Genomic DNA, 21,548 nt, shown 5'->3' with positions numbered 1-21,548 from the left:
AGGTCGTTATCTGCAAAATGCGCATTCAAGTTATCGCGGTAGGGAACAAAATGCCCAAATGGGTTGTCGAAGGCACACAAGAATATGTGCGCAGGTTTCCTGCCGACTGCCAATTGTACTTTACTGAAGTTGCTCCGGGTAAACGGGGTAAAAATGCTGATGTAAAACGTATTCTTTACGAAGAGGGGCAACGCTGTTTACAACAAGTCCCTAAAGGAAACAAAGTTGTGACCTTAGAAGTGCTCGGCCAAAGTTGGAGCACGCCAAAATTAGCGGAGCAATTAGAGAAGTGGAAGATGGATGGCCGTGACGTTAGCCTGCTTATCGGTGGGCCCGAGGGCTTATCGGAAGAGTGTCAAATGGCCTCTGAGCAGAAATGGTCGTTGTCCAAACTAACCTTGCCGCACCCTATGGTGAGAGTTATTGTTGCTGAAAGTATCTATCGCGCTTGGTCTGTGACACAGAATCATCCTTACCATCGAGAATAAACCAAGCTCGTAAAGCCAAGAGTAGTATATGCCACCAAAGCGTCAAACGATAAGAGATCACACAGCAGAAGCGAATCTGGTTGCCAGACGCACTGTTGTTTCTTTTATATTTGTTAGCTTTCTCATGCTCGTCATCATTGCGAACCTTTATCAATTGCAGGTACGTCAATATGAAGACTATCAAACCCGCTCAAATGGAAATCGAATTAAGGTGCTTCCAGTTGCACCGAATCGGGGCCTAATTTATGATCGCAATGGTGTCATACTAGCCGAAAACAAACCCGTATTCAGTTTAGAAATAACACCTGAAGACGTCGATGACTTGGATGCCACAATTGAACAGCTCAGCGAGTTGATGTCTTTGAGCGAAAATGAAGTTAATGAATTTAACAATAGTTTAAAACGACAGCGACGTTTTAAACCCCTTTCCATACGCGAACAATTATCCCACGACGATGTTGCTCTATTTTCAGCGCAGCAACATAAATTTCCAGGCGTCAGTATTGAGGCTAGATTATCTCGTTTCTACCCATTTAAAGATACACTCACGCATATGTTGGGATACGTAGCTAAGATTAATAAAAGAGATTTAGCAAAACTTGAAGAAAACGAACAGCTTGCAAACTATGCCGCTACACATGATATCGGTAAGCAAGGTGTTGAAAAGTTCCACGAGAGAATTTTGCATGGAGAAGTTGGTTATCAGCAAGTTGAGGTAAACAATCAAGGTCGTATTATCAGAATATTGAGCTTTGAGCCGCCAATACCGGGCAAAGATATAGTGCTTAATATTGATATTAACTTACAAAAGAAAGCTCAAGAAGTCCTAGCCGGCAGACGAGGTTCAGTCGTTGTCACAGATCCAAATGACAGTGCTATTTTAGCTTTGTATAGTGGGCCTAGTTATGACCCTAACCTGTTTGTCCATGGCATCAGCCAAACAGAGTACAACAAACTATTAGCGTCTAAGAATAGTCCCTTGTTAAATAGAGCGACTCAAGGGCGTTATCCTCCAGCCTCGACTGTAAAACCTCACCTTGCCTTGCTAGGTTTAGAGGAAGGCCTCATAGATAAAGACACTGAAATACAAGATCGTGGTACTTACCGCTTAAATAATGTTGATCATGTATGGCGTGATTGGAAAAAATACGGCCATGGCAAAGTCAATGTCACCAAATCGATTGAAGTATCCTGTGATATTTTCTTTTACGACTTAGCCTACAAACTAGGTATTGACCGCATTAGCGAATCGATGGAAAAATTTGGCTTTGGTCGCAGAACGGGGATCGACCTAGCGGAAGAGTCCAGCGCAAACATGCCGAGCCGTGGATGGAAAAGAGCGCGTTTCAATGAGCCTTGGTATATTGGCGACACCATCCCTGTTGGTATTGGCCAGAGTTACTGGAATGCCACACCTTTGCAACTCGCACAATCTTTAAACTTCCTTATCAATAAAGGTCAACGACACACTCCGCGCATAATCAAAGGATTCATGCTAGAAGGAGGAGTCGACAAGATCCCCGTGGTAGTTCAATCCCCTATTCCTATCGTTGATGAAAAGAATTGGGATATCGTACTCGATTCTTTGTATGGCACAGTTAATCGTCAACATGGAACGGCAAGAACCGCCTTTCAAAACACCGACTATGAGTCCGCTGGAAAAACGGGAACCGCTCAATTGTTCTCTGTCGCTCAAGATGCCGAGTACGAAGAGGAAAATGTTTCAGCACGTCTAAAGGACAATGCAATGTATGTTGGCTATGCACCTTATACAGCGCCAGAAATAAGCATGTCGATTGTAATAGAAAATGCGGGTGGTGGTAGCTCCAACGCTGCACCAGCGGCCAGAATTATCATGGATTATTATTTTAACGAGATAAAACCCAAAGGAATTGCTTTAGACAGCAACGTCGAATCGATACTGATTTCTGAAAAAGACCAAATTCCATCTAAAGCTGTAGCAACAATTACCACGGAGACAAATGGTGGCTGAAGCAAAATTCTCAACAGTAAAAACAACAATGTTAGAACGACTTCATATCGATGGCTTTTTGTTGTTTGCTCTTTTCTGTTTGATGGGTATTGGCCTAGTGACTATTTATAGTTCCGGTGGGCAAGATTGGGCACTCGTAAATCGACAACTGACTCGATTAGGCATTGCGCTGATTGTGATGTTCGTTTTAGCCCAAATACCGCCGATGGCATATCGTAGACTTGCCGTTTACTTTTATAGTTTTGGCTTGGTAATGCTGCTGCTTGTATTACTAATAGGTGTTGTCGGAAAAGGCGCTCAACGCTGGTTGGATCTGGGCGTGATCCGCTTCCAACCTTCCGAAGTTATGAAGCTCGCAGTGCCCTTGATGGTGGCTTGGTATATCAGTAAATTTAGCTTGCCTCCGCGCTCGCGAAATATCGCGATTGGTTTTGTTATCGCATTTATACCAACGATATTAATAGCCAAACAACCCGACCTTGGTACCAGTTTATTAGTAGCTAGCTCTGGTATTTTTGCCTTGTTTTTGTCTGGCATGACATGGCGTTTAATCATTATCGTGAGTACACTTGCTGGAGCATTTGCCCCAATCATGTGGTTCTTCTTAATGAAGGGCTATCAGAAGCAACGCGTCCTGACATTTTTGAACCCAGAAAGCGATCCCCTTGGCTCTGGATACCATATTATTCAATCAAAAATTGCGATTGGTTCAGGCGGAGTGAGTGGCAAAGGCTGGTTGCAAGGGACACAATCACAACTAGAGTTCTTGCCAGAACGACATACTGATTTTATATTCGCAGTGTTTAGCGAAGAATTTGGTCTGGTTGGCGTAATAGGACTATTATTCATATACATGTGCATTATTATTCGTGGCTTAATGATAGCGAATCATGCCCAAGATGCTTTCAGTAAGTTACTCGCGGGTAGCCTCACATTGACCTTCTTCGTTTATGTTTTTGTGAATATGGGTATGGTATCCGGATTATTACCGGTTGTTGGCGTACCTTTACCTTTGGTAAGTTACGGTGGAACATCGATGGTGACCTTGCTAGCAGGCTTTGGTATCCTAATGTCAATAAGTACGCAGCGACGTTTAATGTCTCGTTAAAAGTGCTTGGATGATTGCAAAATCACAAACAATGAAAATAAAAACAAAAGTGATAGTGGAATGAATGCGCTAAACAAATACATCATATTGAGTGTCGCTCTAGTTGGCTTAAGCGCCTGTAGCAGCAATAATAGCCGCTACTCGCAAAAACAAGACAGTGCACCTGAGTTTCATTACGGTGAACTTGATCTGGAAGATGCTACCCCAAGATTTGAGCCTTATGCTCCAGCAAATTTTCGCCCCTATACTGTATTAGGCAACTATTACACACCAATGCTTGATGCAAAGGGCTTCGAAGAATATGGTCAAGCCTCTTGGTATGGTCAAAAATTTCACGGGCATTTAACGTCAAATGGTGAAACATACGATATGTTCGCAATGACCGCAGCTCACAAAACCCTGCCGCTACCCTCTTATGTCAAAGTCACTAATTTAGATAATCAAAAAGTGACCATTGTTCGCGTGAACGATCGAGGGCCTTTCCATCCAGGACGCGTCATTGACTTATCATATGCTGCTGCAAAGAAGTTAGATGTGCTGTCCACGGGTGTTGCCAATGTGAAAGTAGAGGTAGTGCATATTGATGAGCAAGGCATAATGACGGTGGGTGCCGGTAAACCGCAGCAGCCAGACATCCCTCCTTCATTGGCTAAGCCAGAGCAAACACCTGTTATGATTGCAAAAGCTGACACGAAAACTACCTTGGAAGATCGTGTGGAACTTGAATCAGCAGCGCCACCTATTTCTGCATCCCTTGCTAGCTCAGTCGCTGCCGATAAAAAAGAAGAGCAAATTTACGTGCAAGTTGCGGCCTTTTCGAATGAAGAGGCTGTGATGGAATTATCCGAAGGATTAGCACGACTTTATCAAGTCCCAACATACGCTCCTTTCATTGATAACATCTATCGTTTGAGGCTTGGTCCATTAAAAAGTGAACAAAAAGCCGAAAAGTTAATCCAAGAACTGAAGAGTATCGGTTTCGATAGTGCTTTTCCTTTGCTGCTGCCTGCTGATTAATGGAAATTGAAAGGCTTACTGCCGTATCGATTACTTGTCAGTTTAAAAAGCAATAGTCAAAGTAGTTATAAAAAATCCGCTGAATAACTAGCAGTTAGTAGGCGGATTGATATAAAATCCCTATTTAATAAATCACGTGATTGCATGCTTAATAAGAAAGCAACTCAAGGACACCATTTTTTGGTGAAACATGCCTTGCAAGTCGATGCTCACAGTTGATCAAAACCTCAAAAAAATGGTTGAATAAATGCGCTTAAAATTAGTTTCATCGTTACTCCTTGCTGCTTCATGCTTTATCGCAAACGCAGCTGTTGTTATCCCACCACCGCCGAGTGTCGCGGCGGGCGGCTTTATGTTGGTAGACCACCATACTGGTCACATCATCGCAGAAAAAAATATTGATATGCGACTTGCTCCTGCAAGTCTGACAAAAATCATGACCATTTATGTCATTGGTAAAGAAATCAAAGCTGGGAATATTAGCTTAGACGACATGGTCACGATTTCAGAGAATGCATGGGCGAAGAACTTCCCAGATTCATCTAAAATGTTTATTGAAGTTGGAACACAAGTTTCCGTCAGTGATTTATTGAAAGGTATTGTTGTGCAGTCTGGTAACGATGCTTGTGTTGCAATGGCTGAGCACATTGCAGGTAGCGAAGAAGCATTTGCAAGTATGATGAATGCGCACGCGCAAAGCCTAGGCATGACGGCAAGTAATTTTGTTAACAGCCACGGCCTCCATGATGCTGATCACTACACTTCACCTCGTGATATGGCTACCTTATCGTCAGCCCTTATTTCAGAATTACCTGAAGCATACGCCTTATACAGTATCAAAGAATTCACCTATAACGGTATTAAGCAATTTAACCGCAATAGCCTATTATGGGACAAAAGCTTGAATGTAGATGGCATTAAAACCGGACACACCTCTGATGCAGGTTATAGCCTTATTACTTCAGCAACGCAAAGTGACATGCGCTTAGTATCAGTCGTCATGGGCACAGATAGCGAACGTTCTCGTAAAGTAGAAAATAAAAAGCTACTTCGTTACGGTTTCCGCTTCTACGAATCAGTTACACCATATCAAGCTGGTGATAGTTTTGTAGCACATCGCATTTACATGGGCGATCGCGAAACGGTCGAACTTGGCTTAGATCAATCAACTCCGATTACTATCCCACGCGGTCAAGCTAGCAAATTAAAAGCACATTATGAGTTGAGTAATAGCTTAGAAGCCCCCATTGATAAAGGGCAAGTCGTCGGTAAACTATTTTTACAAATAGAAGGCGAGAATGTTGCCACGTATCCGTTGGTAACTTTACATGAAGTGCAGGAAGGTGGCTTCTTTAATAAAGCGATGGATTGGGTTTCTTTAAAATTAGGGTTTGAAGACTAATCATGACTATGGATACAAAATTCGATGAGCTATTAGAGTTCCCATGTGTTCAGACATTCAAAGTAATGGGTGTTGCTGATCCGGAACTACCAGATCATGTTATTACTTGCCTGCAAGAGCATGCACCAGGAGATTACTCTCCTAGCATTAAGCCTAGCAGCAAAGGTAACTATCACTCACTTTCTTTAAGTGTCCGAGTGACAAGCAAAGAGCACATGGAAACTATTTACACTGAAATTTCCAGCCTTGAACTTGTTAAGGTGGTGCTTTAATTTCCATGCAATCAACCATAATACGTCAGTTGGGCGAGCAAGAATACCGCCCTATTTGGCAAAGAATGCAGGATTTCACTGACACAAGAACGGCTGACACGCCGGATGAAATTTGGTTGGTTGAACACACGCCAGTCTTTACTCAAGGACAAGCAGGAAAAGCTGAGCATATTTTAGCACCCGGCAATATACCGGTTGTGCAAGTGGATCGCGGAGGACAAGTTACCTATCACGGTCCAGGTCAGCAGATGCTATACATTCTTATTGATATTCGTCGAAATAAGCTGGGTGTTAGACACTTAGTGAATGGATTAGAGAATTGTATTGTAGATCTAATGGCTGACTATGGCGTTGAAGCTTACGCAAAAAAAGACGCTCCCGGTGTTTATGTCAATGAACAAAAACTGTGTTCAGTTGGACTGCGCATTCGCAAAGGTTGCTCCTTTCATGGCTTAGCGTTGAACGTTAATATGGATCTAACACCGTTCCGAAGTATAAATCCATGTGGCTATGCAGGCATGGAAATGGTAGATTGTGCCACATTGGGTGGCCCTGATTCCTTGGCTATCGCAGGCCCTAAAATAGTTGATCACTTTTGCTCACTTTTGGGTATTAAGCATAAAGAATATAGAGAAGGTTTTGATGAGTAATACACGTCCAGAAGCGGGTGTAAAACTTCGCGATGATGAGAAATTAAAACATATCCCGATCACGATTGTTCCAACAGAAAAGGAACAAATGTTGCGTAAGCCTTCGTGGATTAAGATTAAACTTCCTCGTACCACTGATCGTATCGACCAGATTAAAGCCACCTTGCGCAAAAATAAACTACATTCAGTTTGCGAAGAAGCTAGTTGCCCCAATTTAGCTGAATGTTTCAATAAAGGTACAGCCACCTTTATGATTTTGGGCGATATATGTACGCGTCGTTGTCCATTTTGTGACGTAGCACATGGTAAGCCGCTTCCACCAAGCGCGGAAGAGCCAATCAAATTAGCTAAAACAATCGCTGAAATGAGCTTGAGCTACGTAGTCATCACCTCTGTTGATCGCGATGATCTAAGAGACGGTGGTGCTCAACATTTTGTTGATTGTATTAATGCTATTCGCGAACATAGCCCTAAAACTAAAATTGAAGTTTTAGTGCCTGACTTCAGAGGCCGCATGGACCGTGCCTTAGAAATATTTAAAAACGGCGTTCCAGATGTGTTTAACCACAACTTGGAAACGATCCCACGTTTATACAGAGAATGTCGCCCTGGTGCTAACTACCAATGGTCGCTAGATCTCTTACGCAAATTTAAAGAACAGCATCCTAGCATTCCAACCAAATCTGGTTTGATGATGGGTATGGGCGAAGAATCAGATGAAATGAAAGTCGTTTTAGATGACCTTAGAGCTCACAACGTTGATATGTTAACACTTGGGCAATACTTACAGCCGAGTAAACATCACTTCCCTGTTAAACGCTATGTGCCGCCAGCAGAATTTGATGCTTTAGGTGAATACGCTGAATCTATTGGTTTCTCTCATGCCGCTTGCGGGCCAATGGTGCGTTCAAGCTATCACGCGGATCAACAAGCTGAAGGCGTTGAAGCCAAGTAAACTGAAGGTATTGAAGCCAAGTAAATTGAAGGCAAATACCCAGAACAGTAACTGAGAAAATAAATGACTCGCAAACCATCTTTGTCATCATTAAGCATTAATGCAGGGGCTCCAACCCCTAAAGATGGGAGTCCTTTTCGTCACGGACCTGAGTTTGCGAGTACATTCCACTTATCCGGTGATGTCGATCCTGAAGCATATCAATATGGTCGTTTTGGCCAGCCCACATGGACAAGTCTTGAAACTGGCTTGCGCGAAATGGAAGGTGGCGACACCGTCATTTTTCCTTCTGGAATGTCAGCAGCTTCCGCTATTCTAACGAGCCTTGTAAAACCCGGTGATACCATATTATTGCCCAATGATGGCTATGCACCAGTGCGCTATTATGCGGAGCAATACTTGGTCAAGTTTGGGGTAAAACTGAAAACAATTGCGACACAAGATATTGATGATTTTAGCTTTGAAAACATTGATATTGCGCTACTTGAAACGCCCAGCAACCCAATGCTCAATACATTTGATATCACCAAGGCTGCACAGAAACTGCATCAGCATGGTGGCTTGCTCGCCATCGACAACACCACCCTCACGTTTTTAGGTCAACAGCCACTTAGCTTAGGTGCCGATATTTCGATGAGCGCCGACACTAAAGCCGTCAATGGCCACAGTGACGTTGTGTTCGGCCATGTTTCTACAAAAGACAAAGCACTAAGTGACAAAATAAGAGAGTGGCGTAAGTATTCAGGGAATATTCCAGGACCTATGGAAACATGGTTAGTACACAGAAGCCTTGCTACTCTTGATGTAAGACTCCAACGAATGTGTGACACAGCATTATTGCTAGCACAGGAGTTAAGCCAGCATGAGAAAGTCGTTTCAGTTCGCTATCCTGGTCTCGAATCAGATCCCTCTTACTTCATTGCAAAGCAACAACAAACCCTGTTCGGTTTTATTATCAGTTTCGAATTGGCAAATAAGACAGTGGCGGATAAGTTTTTGAAAGCCTGTGAACTCGTTTACGAAGCAACGAGTTTTGGCGGCGTGCATAGTATGGCCGAACGTCGCGCTCGATGGGGAACCGATAATATTCCTGAGGGCGTAATACGCTTTAGCGTTGGTTGTGAACGTGCGGAAGACTTAATTCGAGATGTGAAAGCTGCTTTAAGTAAGCTCTAAACGCCCACTACAAGCAGAAACCTTGAAATAACACCTGTGACTAGCAAGCAATACCAAATACTCTCTGATGGCTTAACAGAGCCACTTAATCTCTATATAACACCACCTAATCTCTTTACAATAAATGAATAGTCTTTATCTAGCGAACAGTCAACTCGCCTCGCAAGTTTTGTTTCATTAGTCGCTTACGATCAACAATACTCAAGTCAGGTTTACTGAGTAGGTAATGCAACTTTGCCAATGTTGCTTCCGGTGTCATATCTCCCCCAGAAATGAGCCCTGTGTCTTGCAATAAGTGCCCATTTGCATAGCCCGACATGTTTACTGTGCCTCTAAAGCATTGAGTACAATTAACGACAATAACGCCATTCTCCTGTGCTTTAACTAACTGCGACAAAAGCTCCTTGTTTTGTGGCGCATTCCCTACTCCATAGCTCAATAAAATCAATGCATTTACGGGCTGCTGAATAATATTTTTCACCACATCGGCCGAAATGCCTGGATACAAACTAACTAAACCAATTGGCTGGGGTGTTACAGGGCTAATTCTCAAGGATTTAGCTGGTTTCTCTTCAGTCGCCTTTGCCCTTGTATTATCTATACTACATTCTTGGTTTGCAGCTTCATGTCCTACGCCTTGATGTCCCTCTTTATGCAACTCAGTATCAAATACACTCACAACATCATGGTTTACTTGAATATTGATACCTGCTTCGATTAAGGCTGGAAAGTTTGGCGAATCAAATGCATCAAAACCGTCAGCATCCACTTTCCTTGCTCTGTTACCACGAAATAGTTTGTTATTAAAAAATAAGGTAACTTCTGGTATCGGATAATTAGCAGCAATATACAAAGCATTCAACAAATTAGTCTGACCGTCGGAACGCAGTTCAGCCAAAGGAATCTGCGAGCCTGTCACAATCACAGGCTTATCGAGGTCTTCTAGCATGAACGACAATGCTGACGATGTGTAGGCCATGGTATCCGTGCCATGCAAAATGATAAAGCCATCGTATTGCGCGTAGTTATCAGCAATATCATCAGCAATCAATTGCCAATCTGATGGCGACATATCACTTGAATCTATCAAATGTTCATATTCATGGATCGTAAAGGCAGGCATTTCGCTACGGTGAAACTCAGGCATCTTAAGCAAAGTCTCGCTTAAATACCCAGCGGCGGGAACAAAACCACTCTTGGAGGGCTTCATCCCTATCGTACCACCAGTATATGCAACGTAGATGTGCTTGCGCATGAGTTTCGCCTTATGCCAAGATAACTTTTTTCAAGCGTTTCAAAAGCGCTTGGTCGGTTTTCACCAATGGTCCACAACTTATCCATTCCATTAATAAGCCATCAAGTGTTGGGATATCACTTCCCTCAAGTCTCGATGCCATTAATTGCAACTGCAGTTTTTTACGCAGCGATTCATCCGATTTATTGCTCGGTAAATCTGCGATAATTTCTGCCTGAATTGTAATTTCTTTGCGCTTTCCATCATCGTTCTGGGCTACTGATGACTTAAGCACTTGCTGAAATTTATTCTGTAACGCTTCAGTGCCTTCTGGTAAGTCTGCATCCGTCCAAGCTGCCAATGTATCGAATAATAATTGCCACTGCGACGCACTCTTTTGTTTCTCAAACTCACTTTGCTTTGCGTTTCGTTCACGCGTGATTGCATCTAATTTTTGCTGTTCTGCTTTTGCTTGTCGACTTGGAATTTCATTAAGCTTTTGCGTTAATTCCTGTATCGAATTATCGAAGTCATTAAGATCTTTCATTTCACTTGCTTCAGTGATCTGCTTACTAAGCGCACTGGCTAGTTGATTAAAGTCCTTTCTTAATGCGGCGAGTTCACTGGCTTCGGCATCACGCTTTTCGCCAATTTTCGCAAAAACGGCATCATTTGCTTTCCTAAATGCCAACCACAAAGCATCATCACTTTGTTTACCTGAGAAACCAATCTCTTTCCACTGTTGTTGATATTGCTTAGCCGACGCCGCCGCACTCGACACATCCTCAAGGTCTACAAGGAGTTCTGCTTTTTTCAATAGCGCTTTTTTCGCTTGTAGGTTTTGCGAATAAAAATCATCTAACCTCACTTGAATAGGCTTCAGTGCCCTTTGATACGCTTTCTGTAATTTGCGACGATCATTTTGCTCTAAATTTCCAAGTGCTCGCCACTTTTTATTAATGTTGCTTAAGGCGCGGCCTAATGTGGCATTGTTTTCGTGCTCTGCCAAAGCATTCAATTCGTCTATTAACGCTTTAGCTAATACAGCGTTGTCTGCTCGAAGTTTATCTTGCTCAGCGTAAAATGCTCTGCAGGGTAAAAATGCCTTTTCGATAGCTTCATCAAAGGCCTTGTTCAGAGCATCATCTTCTTCTGTACCCAGTTTTCCAAGCTCGTTCCATTGTGCACGTAATGTCTTAACACTATTCGCCCGTTCTGGAATATCCTCGACATTTGCCTGCTCAAGCAGTGCATTGACTTGTTCTAACAAGGCTGGTTTTCTTGGGCCTGCTATGAATGCTTGAAGTTCTTGCAACTCCTGTGTCTTTTCATGCAACTCTGTATACAGCTTAGTTAAGCCCTTCTTACTTTTTTCAGGTAAGCTCTCAAACATTTTTTGTGCATACTTGAAAGTCGACAAAGCGGGTTTAAAACTGCCTTGCTCAATCATTCTGTTAACCGTTTTGAGTTTACCTAAGGTCTTTTTTTCCTGCTGTTTAAGCGCCTCCTGTGCAGCAGCTACTTTAGTGCTGTGCTTTTTCGTACCCTCACGCCAAGCACTTACAATCGAATCAGGCAAAGGTAATACTGCCCCCTGCAACAACTCTTTCCATTGAAGTTTAAGCGCTTTTAACTCAACAGCTAAGTCTTCAGCCGCTAACTCTTCAGACAGTGCTTGTAATTGCTCGACTAAACCCTTTGCCTTTTGTTGCGCTTCTCGGGCAAGAGGAAGTTGAGTTAAAAAGCCTTGATAGGTTTCAATATGTTGAGCAAGCTGTTTAATTATTCGCTTGTGAGCAACTGTTTGTGGACGCTTTCTCGCATCCTCAACATCCAGACCAATATCGGCCAGTGCATTACTTAAGAGTTTGGATTGTGCAAGTAAACTAGGATCGTCAATTGACTCTAAAATAGCATCGACCTGCTGTTTCACTTCGCTAAAGCGAGCTTCAATTTCTGCTAATGCATTCGTTGTCTGCTTCAATTCATTTGCACTTTGCCAATCTTCCTTCAAAGCAGCTAATCGCTTTTCGATAGACTCGTTGACGCGTAAGTACTTTTCCGCAAGCAGCAATGCGGTCTCTTCATCCAATACGTGAAACTGTATTTTATACTGCTCAAATTCAGCACAAAGCTGTTGCTTATTTTCGAAAATCTGTTCGTAGTCGTTACTGTCTTTTAGCGCAAGTAGTTTTGATATCACCAGCGTCGCATCTTGTTTAAGCTTGATTGGCAATGCTTCTCGTTGTCTAAGATCCTCTATTTTTACTTCTATAGCAGAAGCGATCTTTGCATCATTCGTGTTTTTCAGAAGTTTACTTAACTCGGCGATATCATCAGTGCGCTTTACAATAACTTGCTGTTGAGCTTGACTAGCATGCTCCTTAAAGTACAGACGATTAGTGTTTACTTTATTCACTTTAAGTAACGCTGATAAGGCTAAGACATCGTTTTGCTGCAAGCGTTGATTAGAAAACAACAATTGCTCTAGTAAGCCAGTATTCTTCGTTTCGGCAACAAATGCGTCGAACTCTTCTTGGCTGACTAAAGTTGATTCTGGATTATTAACTTCAGCCAGTACGCGTTCATGGGCCTGTTTTCTGACTCTTGCGTTCTCAGAAGTCTCTGATGCCTTCAACCATAATGGAAAAGAACCTAGCTTGTCTAATGCAGCTAAACTCACGGTGGCCTGACTGTCATTAAACGCCAGCTCATGCAGCGCTTGTTTATCGCTAGCCTTGTCTAAGGACAAGGTTTCGATGGCAGCCAATCGCACTTCAGGGTTGGAATTTAAGTGCTTTGCTTTAAAGAATCGATCAAATATCATCTTGTTTGAACCGCGCAATCGTATTTAGGTCTTGAGGGCTGCTAGATACAGCAGCGTCTTGTGTGTTATCTCTATCTAAGTCATCTTTATCTAAGTCATTTTTATCTGAGTCTTTATCGAGAGCATTTGCGAAATCTTGCTGAAGTTGCTGACGACTCTTTTGCACAACTTCGCCATTCTTACCGATGGTCATATGCTGGTCGGATTGTTCTACTTGTGCCTGATACATAAGGACGGCTTGCATAGAATTGCTCTTCTGCTCTTCACTTAGTGCGTTGCCATCAGGCCACTTTCCAGTCTCTACTGCGTTTCGTAAATTCTCGTAAACTTCTGGAGTCATTGCTTTAACAAGTTGCTGAATATCCACTACTATTTCCTTTTTGCTAACGCGAGTCTTACACGGTTAACGGCATACCAAACGAAGCCAACGATTGCGGTACCGATGGAAAAATTATACTGAATTTCGCCAGGCTCTGAGCCCCCCCAATATACAAATCCACAACCTGCAAGGAATAATAATATCGCTATTATTGATTGATTTTGTAATTTTTGCATCGCGAGATAATGAGCAAGATTAGCTTTTCGTTCAATATCTTCAGCAGTGGCGCTGCCAATATTAAACCCACAATGACTGCATGATTTTGCTTTATCAGAGATGGGTTTAGAGCAGGATGGGCATGCTGTAATAGCCATACATGTCTCCGTTTAATTTGATTCAAAGGACTAAATTTAATTGTTATTACGTAAAAAAAGGTTAATCGACCATTCGACTAACCTTTTGACTCACAACTATTGATGAGTTTTACTTTTTATATTTTTCCCAGTACTCGTTTACTGAGTCTTTCATTTCTTTTCTTAGCATCATAATGCCGAATAAGTTGGGTAGTGTCATAACTACGATAGCTACCGCTGATAAGGCCCAAACCAATGTTGTATCTGAAACTGCGGCCCAGAAAAATCCTGCACAGTATATCACTCGATATGGCATAACAGAACGCGGGCCGAGCAAGTATGTCATGGCGCGATCACCATAATAAGACCATGCAATAGCCGTTGAAAATGCAAATAGCAGTAGTCCAATCGATACAATAAACTTACCCGATTCGCCAAAGTAACCACGAGTAAACGCAATTGCTGTTAAGTTAGCAGAGTGAACAAGTGACTTTCCTTCAACAATTATGCTGTCTTTCACCAAGGCGCCATCTTCTACCTTGAGTCTACCTGTGAATGGGTCTTCTGTAGAACCAACACTATAGGTGACATCATCAGCAAATGAGCGACTGTTTAGCAGTGTAAAACCACCGGTTACAGCAACGCCATTGACTACTTGAATTTCACCATTAAAGTTTTCGGCTTTAGCACCTTCAACGTTATTTAAGTGAAGGAAAAGTTTATTAATATCTTCGCTTTTAGTTTGATCATACTCGCCTGCCATAAAGGTCATGTCTGAACGATCAAATACGTTTTGGTGCTTCTCCTGCCAAACGCCAGATGACAGTATAACTAAACCAGTCAGCGTACAAATAATAATAGTATCGATGAATGGTTCTAAGATAGAAACCATACCTTCTGATACTGGCTCTTTCGTTTTTGCTGCAGCGTGAGCAATTGGAGCAGAACCTTGACCGGCTTCGTTACTGAACAAACCTCTGTTCACACCACGGTTGAAGGCATAAGCTAATGTTGCCCCTAAGAAGCCTCCAGCAGCCGCTGAGCCTGTAAATGCGTCTGAAATTACCGAAGCGAAAGCAGGACCAATGTTTTCGATGTTCGCAAAGATAACCGCGAACGCACCAATAATGTATATAACTGCCATGAGAGGCACTATTTTACTTGTTACAGCAGCAATACGTTGAATACCTCCTAAAATAACGAGACCTAACAAAACTGACAAAACACCACCAACTATCATTGGAGAAAAGCCAAAGGTTGACTCCATGCTCGTCGCGATGCCGTTACTTTGAGGAAGGTTACCTGTACCAAACGAGCTAATAACAGTTGCAATTGCAAATGCAACGGCTAGCCATTTCATATTTAACCTGCGGTCCATGTAGTACATTGGACCACCGGCCATCGAGCCATCTTCTGTTTTAACACGATATTTATGCGACAAAGTAACTTCAACAAATTTAGTCGTCATGCCCAAAAATGCAGTCGCCCACATCCAGAACAAAGCCGCTGGTCCACCTAAAAATATTGCGAATGCTACGCCACTAATATTTCCGGTTCCGACAGTGCCCGAAAGTGCAGTAGTTAAAGCTCGAAAGTGAGTGGTATCACCAGGTTCATTAGCTTTATCAAACTTACCTGTTACAACTAACCACGCATGTTTAAAGTATCTAATTTGAGGGAATTTTAAATAAATAGTGAAGAATGCGCCCACACCCAAGAGTGCGTAAGGAAACCAACTAGCACTACCTAAAAAGCTATCTAACAAGTTAAAAAAATCTAATATACCTTCCAAAATCACGTCCTCTTATTCTTATTTTTGCTGTTAATTTTGTTTTGCGCTGATCACATTAGCATATTTTGATCGCGACTTGGTAAAACGTCTTTTAGTTTATTATGACTGTGCATGCAAGCAAAAATACTTAACGCAAAGTTTTACTAACTGCTCTTATTGCTATTAACAAGTCTTCGCCTAACTGTTGGCAACGAGTAGATGACCAACCATAAGCTGGATCAGGTAAGTTATCATTATCCTTAAATGGCATTTCAAGCGTATAAGAGAGGCAGTCATAGCGATGTCCTACCGCATTCGCAGCTACCGTCATATTGCCTTTTCCAGGCTCATCTTTGTCATATCCAAAAGTGTCTTGAAATTCTGGCGTCGCCATCATTAATGCATCTTTGAATGTATTTTCTAATGCCGCTAAACGAGCGTCGTAATTAGGATTGCCTTCACAACCTGCTACAAAGTTGTATGGTAAGGCTTCATCACCGTGGATGTCCAAGAACATATCAACGCCATACTTATCCATAGCTTGAAGCGTATACAAAACCTCAGGGCTTTTATCAGCCGAAGGTTCTGCCCATTCTCGATTCAGGTTTGTACCAACTGCATTAGTGCGCAAGTGACCACGCGCTGAGCCATCTGGATTCATGTTCGGAATAACATAAAACACATTATCTTCTAATAATTGTTTTGCTACGCCATCATCTTCATCAAGCAAACGCCCTACTAAGCCTTCAACTAGCCATTCAGCCATCGATTCGCCAGGATGTTGTCTTGCTGTAATCCAAACTTTATTTTTACCTTCAGATTCCTCACCAATTACAAGCAAAGACATATCACGTTTATCCAAAGTAAAACCGATGTGTCTTAGTTCGCAGTCTAGTGACATTTGCGCAGCTGAAATGAAGTCTTGATGACGCTCATAGCTATAAGGTGTGAAATAAGCAAAATAAACTGAATCGTACTCTGGAACGAAATCTATGGTGAGTTTGCTACCGTCAAATTGCGTATCAACTCTGAACCACTCTTCACGATCATATGACGCTACTGCTTGGTAACCTGGCCAACCATCTGGGTAGGCTGATTTCTCTAGTTCGCCGATATGAATTTTATGCTCAATAAACTTGCTTGATTGTAATTTGAAATGAAACCATTGATAAAACTCTGAACCATTATCAGGATTAATGGCTAATTGTATATTTTGTGGGTCATTCGCTTCTATAACTCGAATGTTACCACTATCAAATTGGCTGCTTATTATCATTTAAATGCTCTACTTCGAAATTTTGCATACTTTACCATAGGCAAGATTAATCGGTAATACGACCAGACGCATTTATCACGATTTATTGTCGTTTTTGTGGCATTTTTTTGAAAATAGTTAGGCTATTGAGCTAAAGCGTCATGGTTCTGATACTGAGACCTAAAGAAGTGCTGTATCCCATATCACGTTTTATCACCTGTAAGTTTTCATTCAAAATATAGTAAGTCGGGTATCCACTGATGTTAAAACGTTGTTTGTGCGGTGGACCACCTAATAAAATTGTCCCCTTCACTTCAGCGTCCTGGGCAAAAGCCTCTATTTCTTCAACAGACTGATAATCTAAAGCAATTCGAATCACATTATACTTTTGAGTATCAACGACATCTAAATTACCTATACTCATCTTACATACACTGCACCATGGCGCAAAAAAATAAATGAGCGTTTTCTTATTACTTGGCTCAAGTGAGTACATATCGCCATTTAACTGAACAAAATTTTGTGGAGCAATTTGAATCGAACCGTTGTCAGCTAGTAGGTTGCGATTTTGATAAGTCATGAAACCAGCAATAATAAGAACGCCTATCAGGATATCTCTGGGCCATGAACTTTTTTTAAGAAAAGATTTTAAATCCAATTTATTTCCAAATGCTAAATAGTAAAATGCCGTGTCTAAATAGACACGGCATGCAGACTAAAACTTTCAATCAACTTGGATTAAGCGCTGACTGGTTTTGCGGTAGGTATTAATGGATATTTTAATCCAGCCATATCTCTAACAACACGCATAACCTGACAGCTGTAACCAAATTCGTTATCGTACCAAACGTACAAAGTGGCCCTGTTATCGGCGACGATTGTTGCTTGAGAATCAACAACGCTTGCCGCTCTTGCGCCGACTAAATCAGTCGATACAATTTCTTTTGATGCTGTAAAGTCAATTTGATGTTGTAAGCCAGAAAACAAACTCGCTTTTTGAATGAAGTTATTAATACTTTCTTTGTCTGTGACAGATTTTAAGTTTAAGTTTAAAATCGCCATTGAAACATTTGGTGTGGGGACACGAATAGCATTACCCGTCAACTTACCAGCCAATTGTGGATAAGCTTTTGCCACAGCGCTGGCTGCACCCGTTTCAGTGATAACCATATTTAATGACGCACTGCGGCCTCGTCTATCAGCTTTGTGGTAATTATCAATCAAGTTTTGGTCGTTCGTATAAGAATGCACAGTTTCTACGTGACCATTCTCAATACCATATTCTTCATCTAACACTTTTAGCACAGGAGTGATGGCGTTCGTTGTGCAACTTGCAGCAGACAAGATTGTATCCGAAGCAAGAATGTCCTTATGATTTACACCATGTACGATATTTTTGATGGCACCTTTTCCTGGCGCTGTTAGCAATACTTTAGCTGCACCTTTTGATTTCAAATGTAAACCTAAGCCTTCCTCATCACGCCACATCCCCGTGTTATCAACAACAATTGCGTTGTCGATGCCATATTGAGTGTAGTCAATTTCGTCTGGGCTATTTGCGTAGATAACTTGAATGTATGAGCCATTCGCTTTTATTGCTTTACGTTCTTCATCAACGGTAATGCTACCGTTAAAAGGACCATGCACTGAATCACGACGCAGCAAACTCGCTCGTTTCTCTAAATCACCTTCTCTGCCTCCACGCACAACAATGGCGCGCAAACGAAGCTTATTGCTTTTGCCCTGACGTTCAATAAGAAGCCTGGCAAGTAAACGACCGATACGTCCGAAACCGTATAGCACAACGTCTGTTGGTTTATGTGTATCTGCTTGGTTATGAACTTCTTTCAATTCTTCATTCAAAAAAGCCTGAAGATCGCTTCTGTCTTTGCCGTCGTTCGCCTTACCCGTTTTATCTGCGTGGAAAAAGTCAAATGCAAGCTTACCGATATCAATCTCAACAGGAGCCAACTGCATTTTGCTAATTGCTTCCAAAACAGGCCAGCTCTCGCGAAGTCGCAGTTTTTCACCTTCATGACGTCTTACTGTGCGATGCGCTTTGATGACGTCGATGGCGCTTGCGTTAAGCAAGGTGCGTCCATAAAGTGTAATTTCAACACAATGATTGCGATATAGACTACCGATAATAGGTAGCATTTTTTCCGCAAATTCCTGTCTCTCTTGCCAACTAGATAATAAATCCTGTTCGAACTGCTGATTCATGCAAAATGCCTTCTAAACATAGTGTTAATGTTGCTATTAAGTGATCGATATCGCTCGCCATAAGCGGCAATACTCGCGTTGCGGTGCGTATTCTATGCAATCCGTCAGGCTATGCCAAATTGTTGATAAATTTCACTTTTTTTAATTTAAGCTAAAACAACGCTTTTATTTATGTAATTTATCTACAAATGCAGAAATAGAACGATTTTTGTAAGACTTCTATTATTAACAGCATAGGCTAAATTAACAATTTTGGAGAGGAATTGAGGAAATAATTTTACAAAAGCATCAATACGATGCCGCTAAGACATTGTTTAAAAATCATTAATCCTAAGCAATATTGAATTTTGCTGGAAAGGTCGGCCCAAAAATCAAATGGGCCAATGAAGATCACAAGCTGTAACAAACTTACATCAAAAAAACTTAATAAACTTGATTTCACTCAAGCTCATGTATCTTTAAAGTTTAAAGAGAGTGAATTGACACAATATCGCTGTCCCGTCGGATTAGGACCATCATCGAAGACGTGACCTAAGTGGGCTTCACAGTTTTTGCACAAGATTTCAGTTCTTTTCATGCCCAAAGAATCATCGCTACGGTAAATTACATTTGCTTCGGCGCTTTGCTCAAAAAATGATGGCCAACCGCAGCCAGCGTCAAATTTAGCATCCGACTCAAACAATTTAACACCACAGCATTTACACAAGTAATTACCCGTTGCTGTATTATTTAGGTACTCGCCAGTAAAAGGTCTTTCTGTGCCTGCTTGACGAGTGACTCGGTATTCTTCTGGACTTAGTTTGTCTTTCCAAGGATCGCTCATATTCGCACCTCTATTTCTTAATCATCACTTGTGGACGATTTGGACTGTTCCACTCTATATGATATTTTTTGCTTTCTGGTTTATCGATACGCGAAAATGTATGCGCACCGAAAAAGTCTCTTTGACCTTGTAATAAATTAGCTGGCAATACTTCACAACGGTATGAATCGTAGTAGCTTAAGGCTGAAGACATTGCGGGGCATGGAATGCCAGCAATTGTTGCAGAGGCAATTGCACGACGCCAATTCGATTGGTACTTACTAATTTGATCAATGAAATAAGGATCTAAAAGTAAGTTTTCCAAATGCTCATCATTCTCATAGGCCTGAGTAATAGATTGCAAGAAAACAGCTCGAATAATACAACCTGCACGCCATATCTTTGCTATCTCGGCAAAATCTAATTTCCAGCCGTGCTCTTTTGCCGCAATGCTCATCAACTGAAAGCCCTGCGCATAAGCACATATTTTTGAGCAATAAAGAGCATCATGAAGCTGCTTAATGACCGTTTCTTTTGTGTCCTGAGTTGTCATAGATGGATCGGGGCCTGAAAGCTTCTTACTCGCCATTACGCGTTCTGTTTTGAACGATGACAAGCTTCTTGCAAAAACCGCTTGTGTGATGGTCTGTGCAGGGCTACCCACCTGCAAAGCACTTACCGCTGTCCACAATCCAGTCCCTTTCTGACCGGCTTTATCCATAATAATATCGACCAACGCCGCACCACTTTCTGGATCTTCTTGATCGAGTACTTCAGCACTGATTTCAATTAAGTAGCTGTTTAGCTTTCCCTGATTCCATTCGCGATAGGTTTTTGCAATCTCTTTAGGACTCATTTCAAGCCCTGTACGCATGATATGATAAGCCTCACAAATCAACTGCATATCGGCATACTCAATGCCGTTGTGCACCATTTTGACATAGTGACCTGCACCAACAGGGCCAATGTAGGTTGTGCATGGCTCGCCGCGTGTCACCGGCTTGCCTGGCTCATAAGATTCGATGGGTAAGCCACTAATTGGATCTACTTTGGCCGCTATTGCCTGCCATATCGATTCAATTCGAGTCCAAGCATATGGGTCGCCTGAAGGCATGAGAGATGGCCCAAAACGTGCCCCTACTTCGCCACCAGATACTGCGGTTGAGAAGAATATAAACTTACCTTTGTATTTTGCCTCACGCTCTACTGAGTCTGTCCACAAACTATTACCTGTGTCTACAACGATATCGTCAGCTTGAACTCCAGCATCAATTAGATGATGACAAACATGATCAACAGGTTCACCAGCGGGCACGGAAAGTATTATGGTGTGGGGAGCTTTTAAATTTTTGAGTAATTCAGTATAAGAATGGCAAGCAACTACTCTAGCTTCTGGCGTAGTGCGCTCTAATTCATCTTGCAACAAAATAGCATCTATTTTACTTTGATCGAGGTCGAAACAAGCAACTTTATAGCCATTATCTGCCAAGTTGAGTGTGAGGTTTTTACCCATCACACCTAATCCGATAAACCCTATATCACATAAGGTGGAAGCTTCATTACTTTTGGGATTTGCAGATGTGACACTCATACTTGGCTCTCTTATCTTCGAATGAATGTAGGATCATACCACCCAATCGCTAAGAGGATAAACAGCTTTGCGTTTTCTTTTGTATTTTAAAAGTTTTGCGTTCTTACAGTTA

The 21,548-nt window shown here is 41.9% G+C and carries 19 protein-coding genes; 9 read left to right on the top strand and 10 right to left on the bottom strand.

Features of this window, described 5'->3' with window-relative positions; genetic code table 11:
• Positions 1-17: 17 nt before the first annotated feature.
• The 9 genes from rlmH (at position 18) to ACKLNX_RS14910 (ending at position 9,061) form a co-directional block, all read left to right on the top strand.
• The gene (rlmH, locus tag ACKLNX_RS14950; RefSeq protein ID WP_412972931.1) at positions 18-488 is read left to right on the top strand and encodes a 23S rRNA (pseudouridine(1915)-N(3))-methyltransferase RlmH; all 471 of its coding nucleotides are present in this window, start codon (positions 18-20) and stop codon (positions 486-488) included.
• A gap of 28 nt (positions 489-516) precedes the next feature.
• A complete protein-coding gene (mrdA, locus tag ACKLNX_RS14945; RefSeq protein ID WP_412972930.1) occupies positions 517-2,481 on the top strand; it encodes a penicillin-binding protein 2 in 1,965 nt (654 codons plus the stop codon).
• Entirely contained in the window at positions 2,471-3,589 is a 1,119-nt protein-coding gene (rodA, locus tag ACKLNX_RS14940) for a rod shape-determining protein RodA (protein WP_411693932.1), read from the top strand. Before mrdA ends, rodA begins: the two co-directional genes overlap by 11 nt.
• Positions 3,590-3,649: 60 nt before the next feature.
• On the top strand, positions 3,650-4,606 hold the full coding sequence (locus ACKLNX_RS14935; RefSeq protein WP_411693933.1) for a septal ring lytic transglycosylase RlpA family protein: 957 nt from the start codon (positions 3,650-3,652) through the stop codon (positions 4,604-4,606).
• 247 nt (positions 4,607-4,853) lie between these two features.
• Positions 4,854-6,008: a serine hydrolase gene (locus ACKLNX_RS14930; protein WP_411693934.1), complete on the top strand. Its 1,155-nt coding sequence runs from the start codon at positions 4,854-4,856 to the stop codon at positions 6,006-6,008.
• A gap of 8 nt (positions 6,009-6,016) precedes the next feature.
• Complete coding sequence (gene ybeD, locus ACKLNX_RS14925) at positions 6,017-6,280, top strand: DUF493 family protein YbeD (protein ID WP_411694249.1); 264 nt, start codon at positions 6,017-6,019, stop codon at positions 6,278-6,280.
• Between the two features lie 5 nt (positions 6,281-6,285).
• Complete coding sequence (gene lipB, locus ACKLNX_RS14920; protein WP_412972929.1) at positions 6,286-6,930, top strand: lipoyl(octanoyl) transferase LipB; 645 nt, start codon at positions 6,286-6,288, stop codon at positions 6,928-6,930.
• Positions 6,923-7,885 carry a lipoyl synthase gene (gene lipA, locus ACKLNX_RS14915; RefSeq protein WP_412972928.1) on the top strand — a complete coding sequence of 321 codons (963 nt, stop codon included), beginning with the start codon at positions 6,923-6,925 and terminating at the stop codon, positions 7,883-7,885. The genes lipB and lipA overlap by 8 nt, the downstream gene beginning before the upstream one ends.
• Before the next feature lie 63 nt (positions 7,886-7,948).
• On the top strand, positions 7,949-9,061 hold the full coding sequence (locus tag ACKLNX_RS14910; RefSeq protein ID WP_412972927.1) for a cystathionine gamma-lyase: 1,113 nt from the start codon (positions 7,949-7,951) through the stop codon (positions 9,059-9,061).
• A 139-nt stretch (positions 9,062-9,200) separates the two neighbouring features.
• Here the strand turns inward: ACKLNX_RS14910 and ACKLNX_RS14905 are convergent, their stop codons facing one another.
• The 10 genes from ACKLNX_RS14905 to gndA form a co-directional block, all read right to left on the bottom strand.
• Positions 9,201-10,316, bottom strand: a complete 1,116-nt coding sequence (locus tag ACKLNX_RS14905) for an asparaginase (protein WP_412972926.1) — start codon at positions 10,314-10,316, stop codon at positions 9,201-9,203.
• A 10-nt stretch (positions 10,317-10,326) separates the two neighbouring features.
• Entirely contained in the window at positions 10,327-13,122 is a 2,796-nt protein-coding gene (locus ACKLNX_RS14900) for a DUF349 domain-containing protein (protein WP_412972925.1), read from the bottom strand.
• Positions 13,112-13,489: a YeaC family protein gene (locus ACKLNX_RS14895; RefSeq protein WP_412972924.1), complete on the bottom strand. Its 378-nt coding sequence runs from the start codon at positions 13,487-13,489 to the stop codon at positions 13,112-13,114. The genes ACKLNX_RS14900 and ACKLNX_RS14895 overlap by 11 nt, the downstream gene beginning before the upstream one ends.
• Before the next feature lie 2 nt (positions 13,490-13,491).
• A complete protein-coding gene (locus ACKLNX_RS14890) occupies positions 13,492-13,815 on the bottom strand; it encodes a hypothetical protein (RefSeq protein ID WP_411693941.1) in 324 nt (107 codons plus the stop codon).
• Between the two features lie 109 nt (positions 13,816-13,924).
• On the bottom strand, positions 13,925-15,586 hold the full coding sequence (locus tag ACKLNX_RS14885; protein ID WP_412972923.1) for an alanine/glycine:cation symporter family protein: 1,662 nt from the start codon (positions 15,584-15,586) through the stop codon (positions 13,925-13,927).
• Between the two features lie 127 nt (positions 15,587-15,713).
• Entirely contained in the window at positions 15,714-16,841 is a 1,128-nt protein-coding gene (locus ACKLNX_RS14880; RefSeq protein ID WP_412972922.1) for a M14-type cytosolic carboxypeptidase, read from the bottom strand.
• A 130-nt stretch (positions 16,842-16,971) separates the two neighbouring features.
• Complete coding sequence (locus ACKLNX_RS14875) at positions 16,972-17,478, bottom strand: TlpA family protein disulfide reductase (RefSeq protein ID WP_412972921.1); 507 nt, start codon at positions 17,476-17,478, stop codon at positions 16,972-16,974.
• 80 nt (positions 17,479-17,558) lie between these two features.
• Positions 17,559-19,043, bottom strand: coding sequence for a glyceraldehyde-3-phosphate dehydrogenase (locus tag ACKLNX_RS14870; protein ID WP_412972920.1), 1,485 nt, complete (start codon positions 19,041-19,043; stop codon positions 17,559-17,561).
• Between the two features lie 448 nt (positions 19,044-19,491).
• Positions 19,492-19,866 (bottom strand): peptide-methionine (R)-S-oxide reductase MsrB, encoded by a 375-nt coding sequence (msrB, locus tag ACKLNX_RS14865; protein ID WP_411693946.1) that lies wholly within the window; start codon positions 19,864-19,866, stop codon positions 19,492-19,494.
• Between the two features lie 10 nt (positions 19,867-19,876).
• The gene (gene gndA, locus ACKLNX_RS14860; RefSeq protein ID WP_412972919.1) at positions 19,877-21,436 is read right to left on the bottom strand and encodes an NADP-dependent phosphogluconate dehydrogenase; all 1,560 of its coding nucleotides are present in this window, start codon (positions 21,434-21,436) and stop codon (positions 19,877-19,879) included.
• Positions 21,437-21,548 lie beyond the last annotated feature (112 nt).

It is taken from the genome of Glaciecola sp. MF2-115 (assembly GCF_047250385.1).
Lineage (GTDB): Bacteria > Pseudomonadota > Gammaproteobacteria > Enterobacterales > Alteromonadaceae > Glaciecola.
This window is presented reverse-complemented; position numbering and strand designations above follow the sequence as displayed.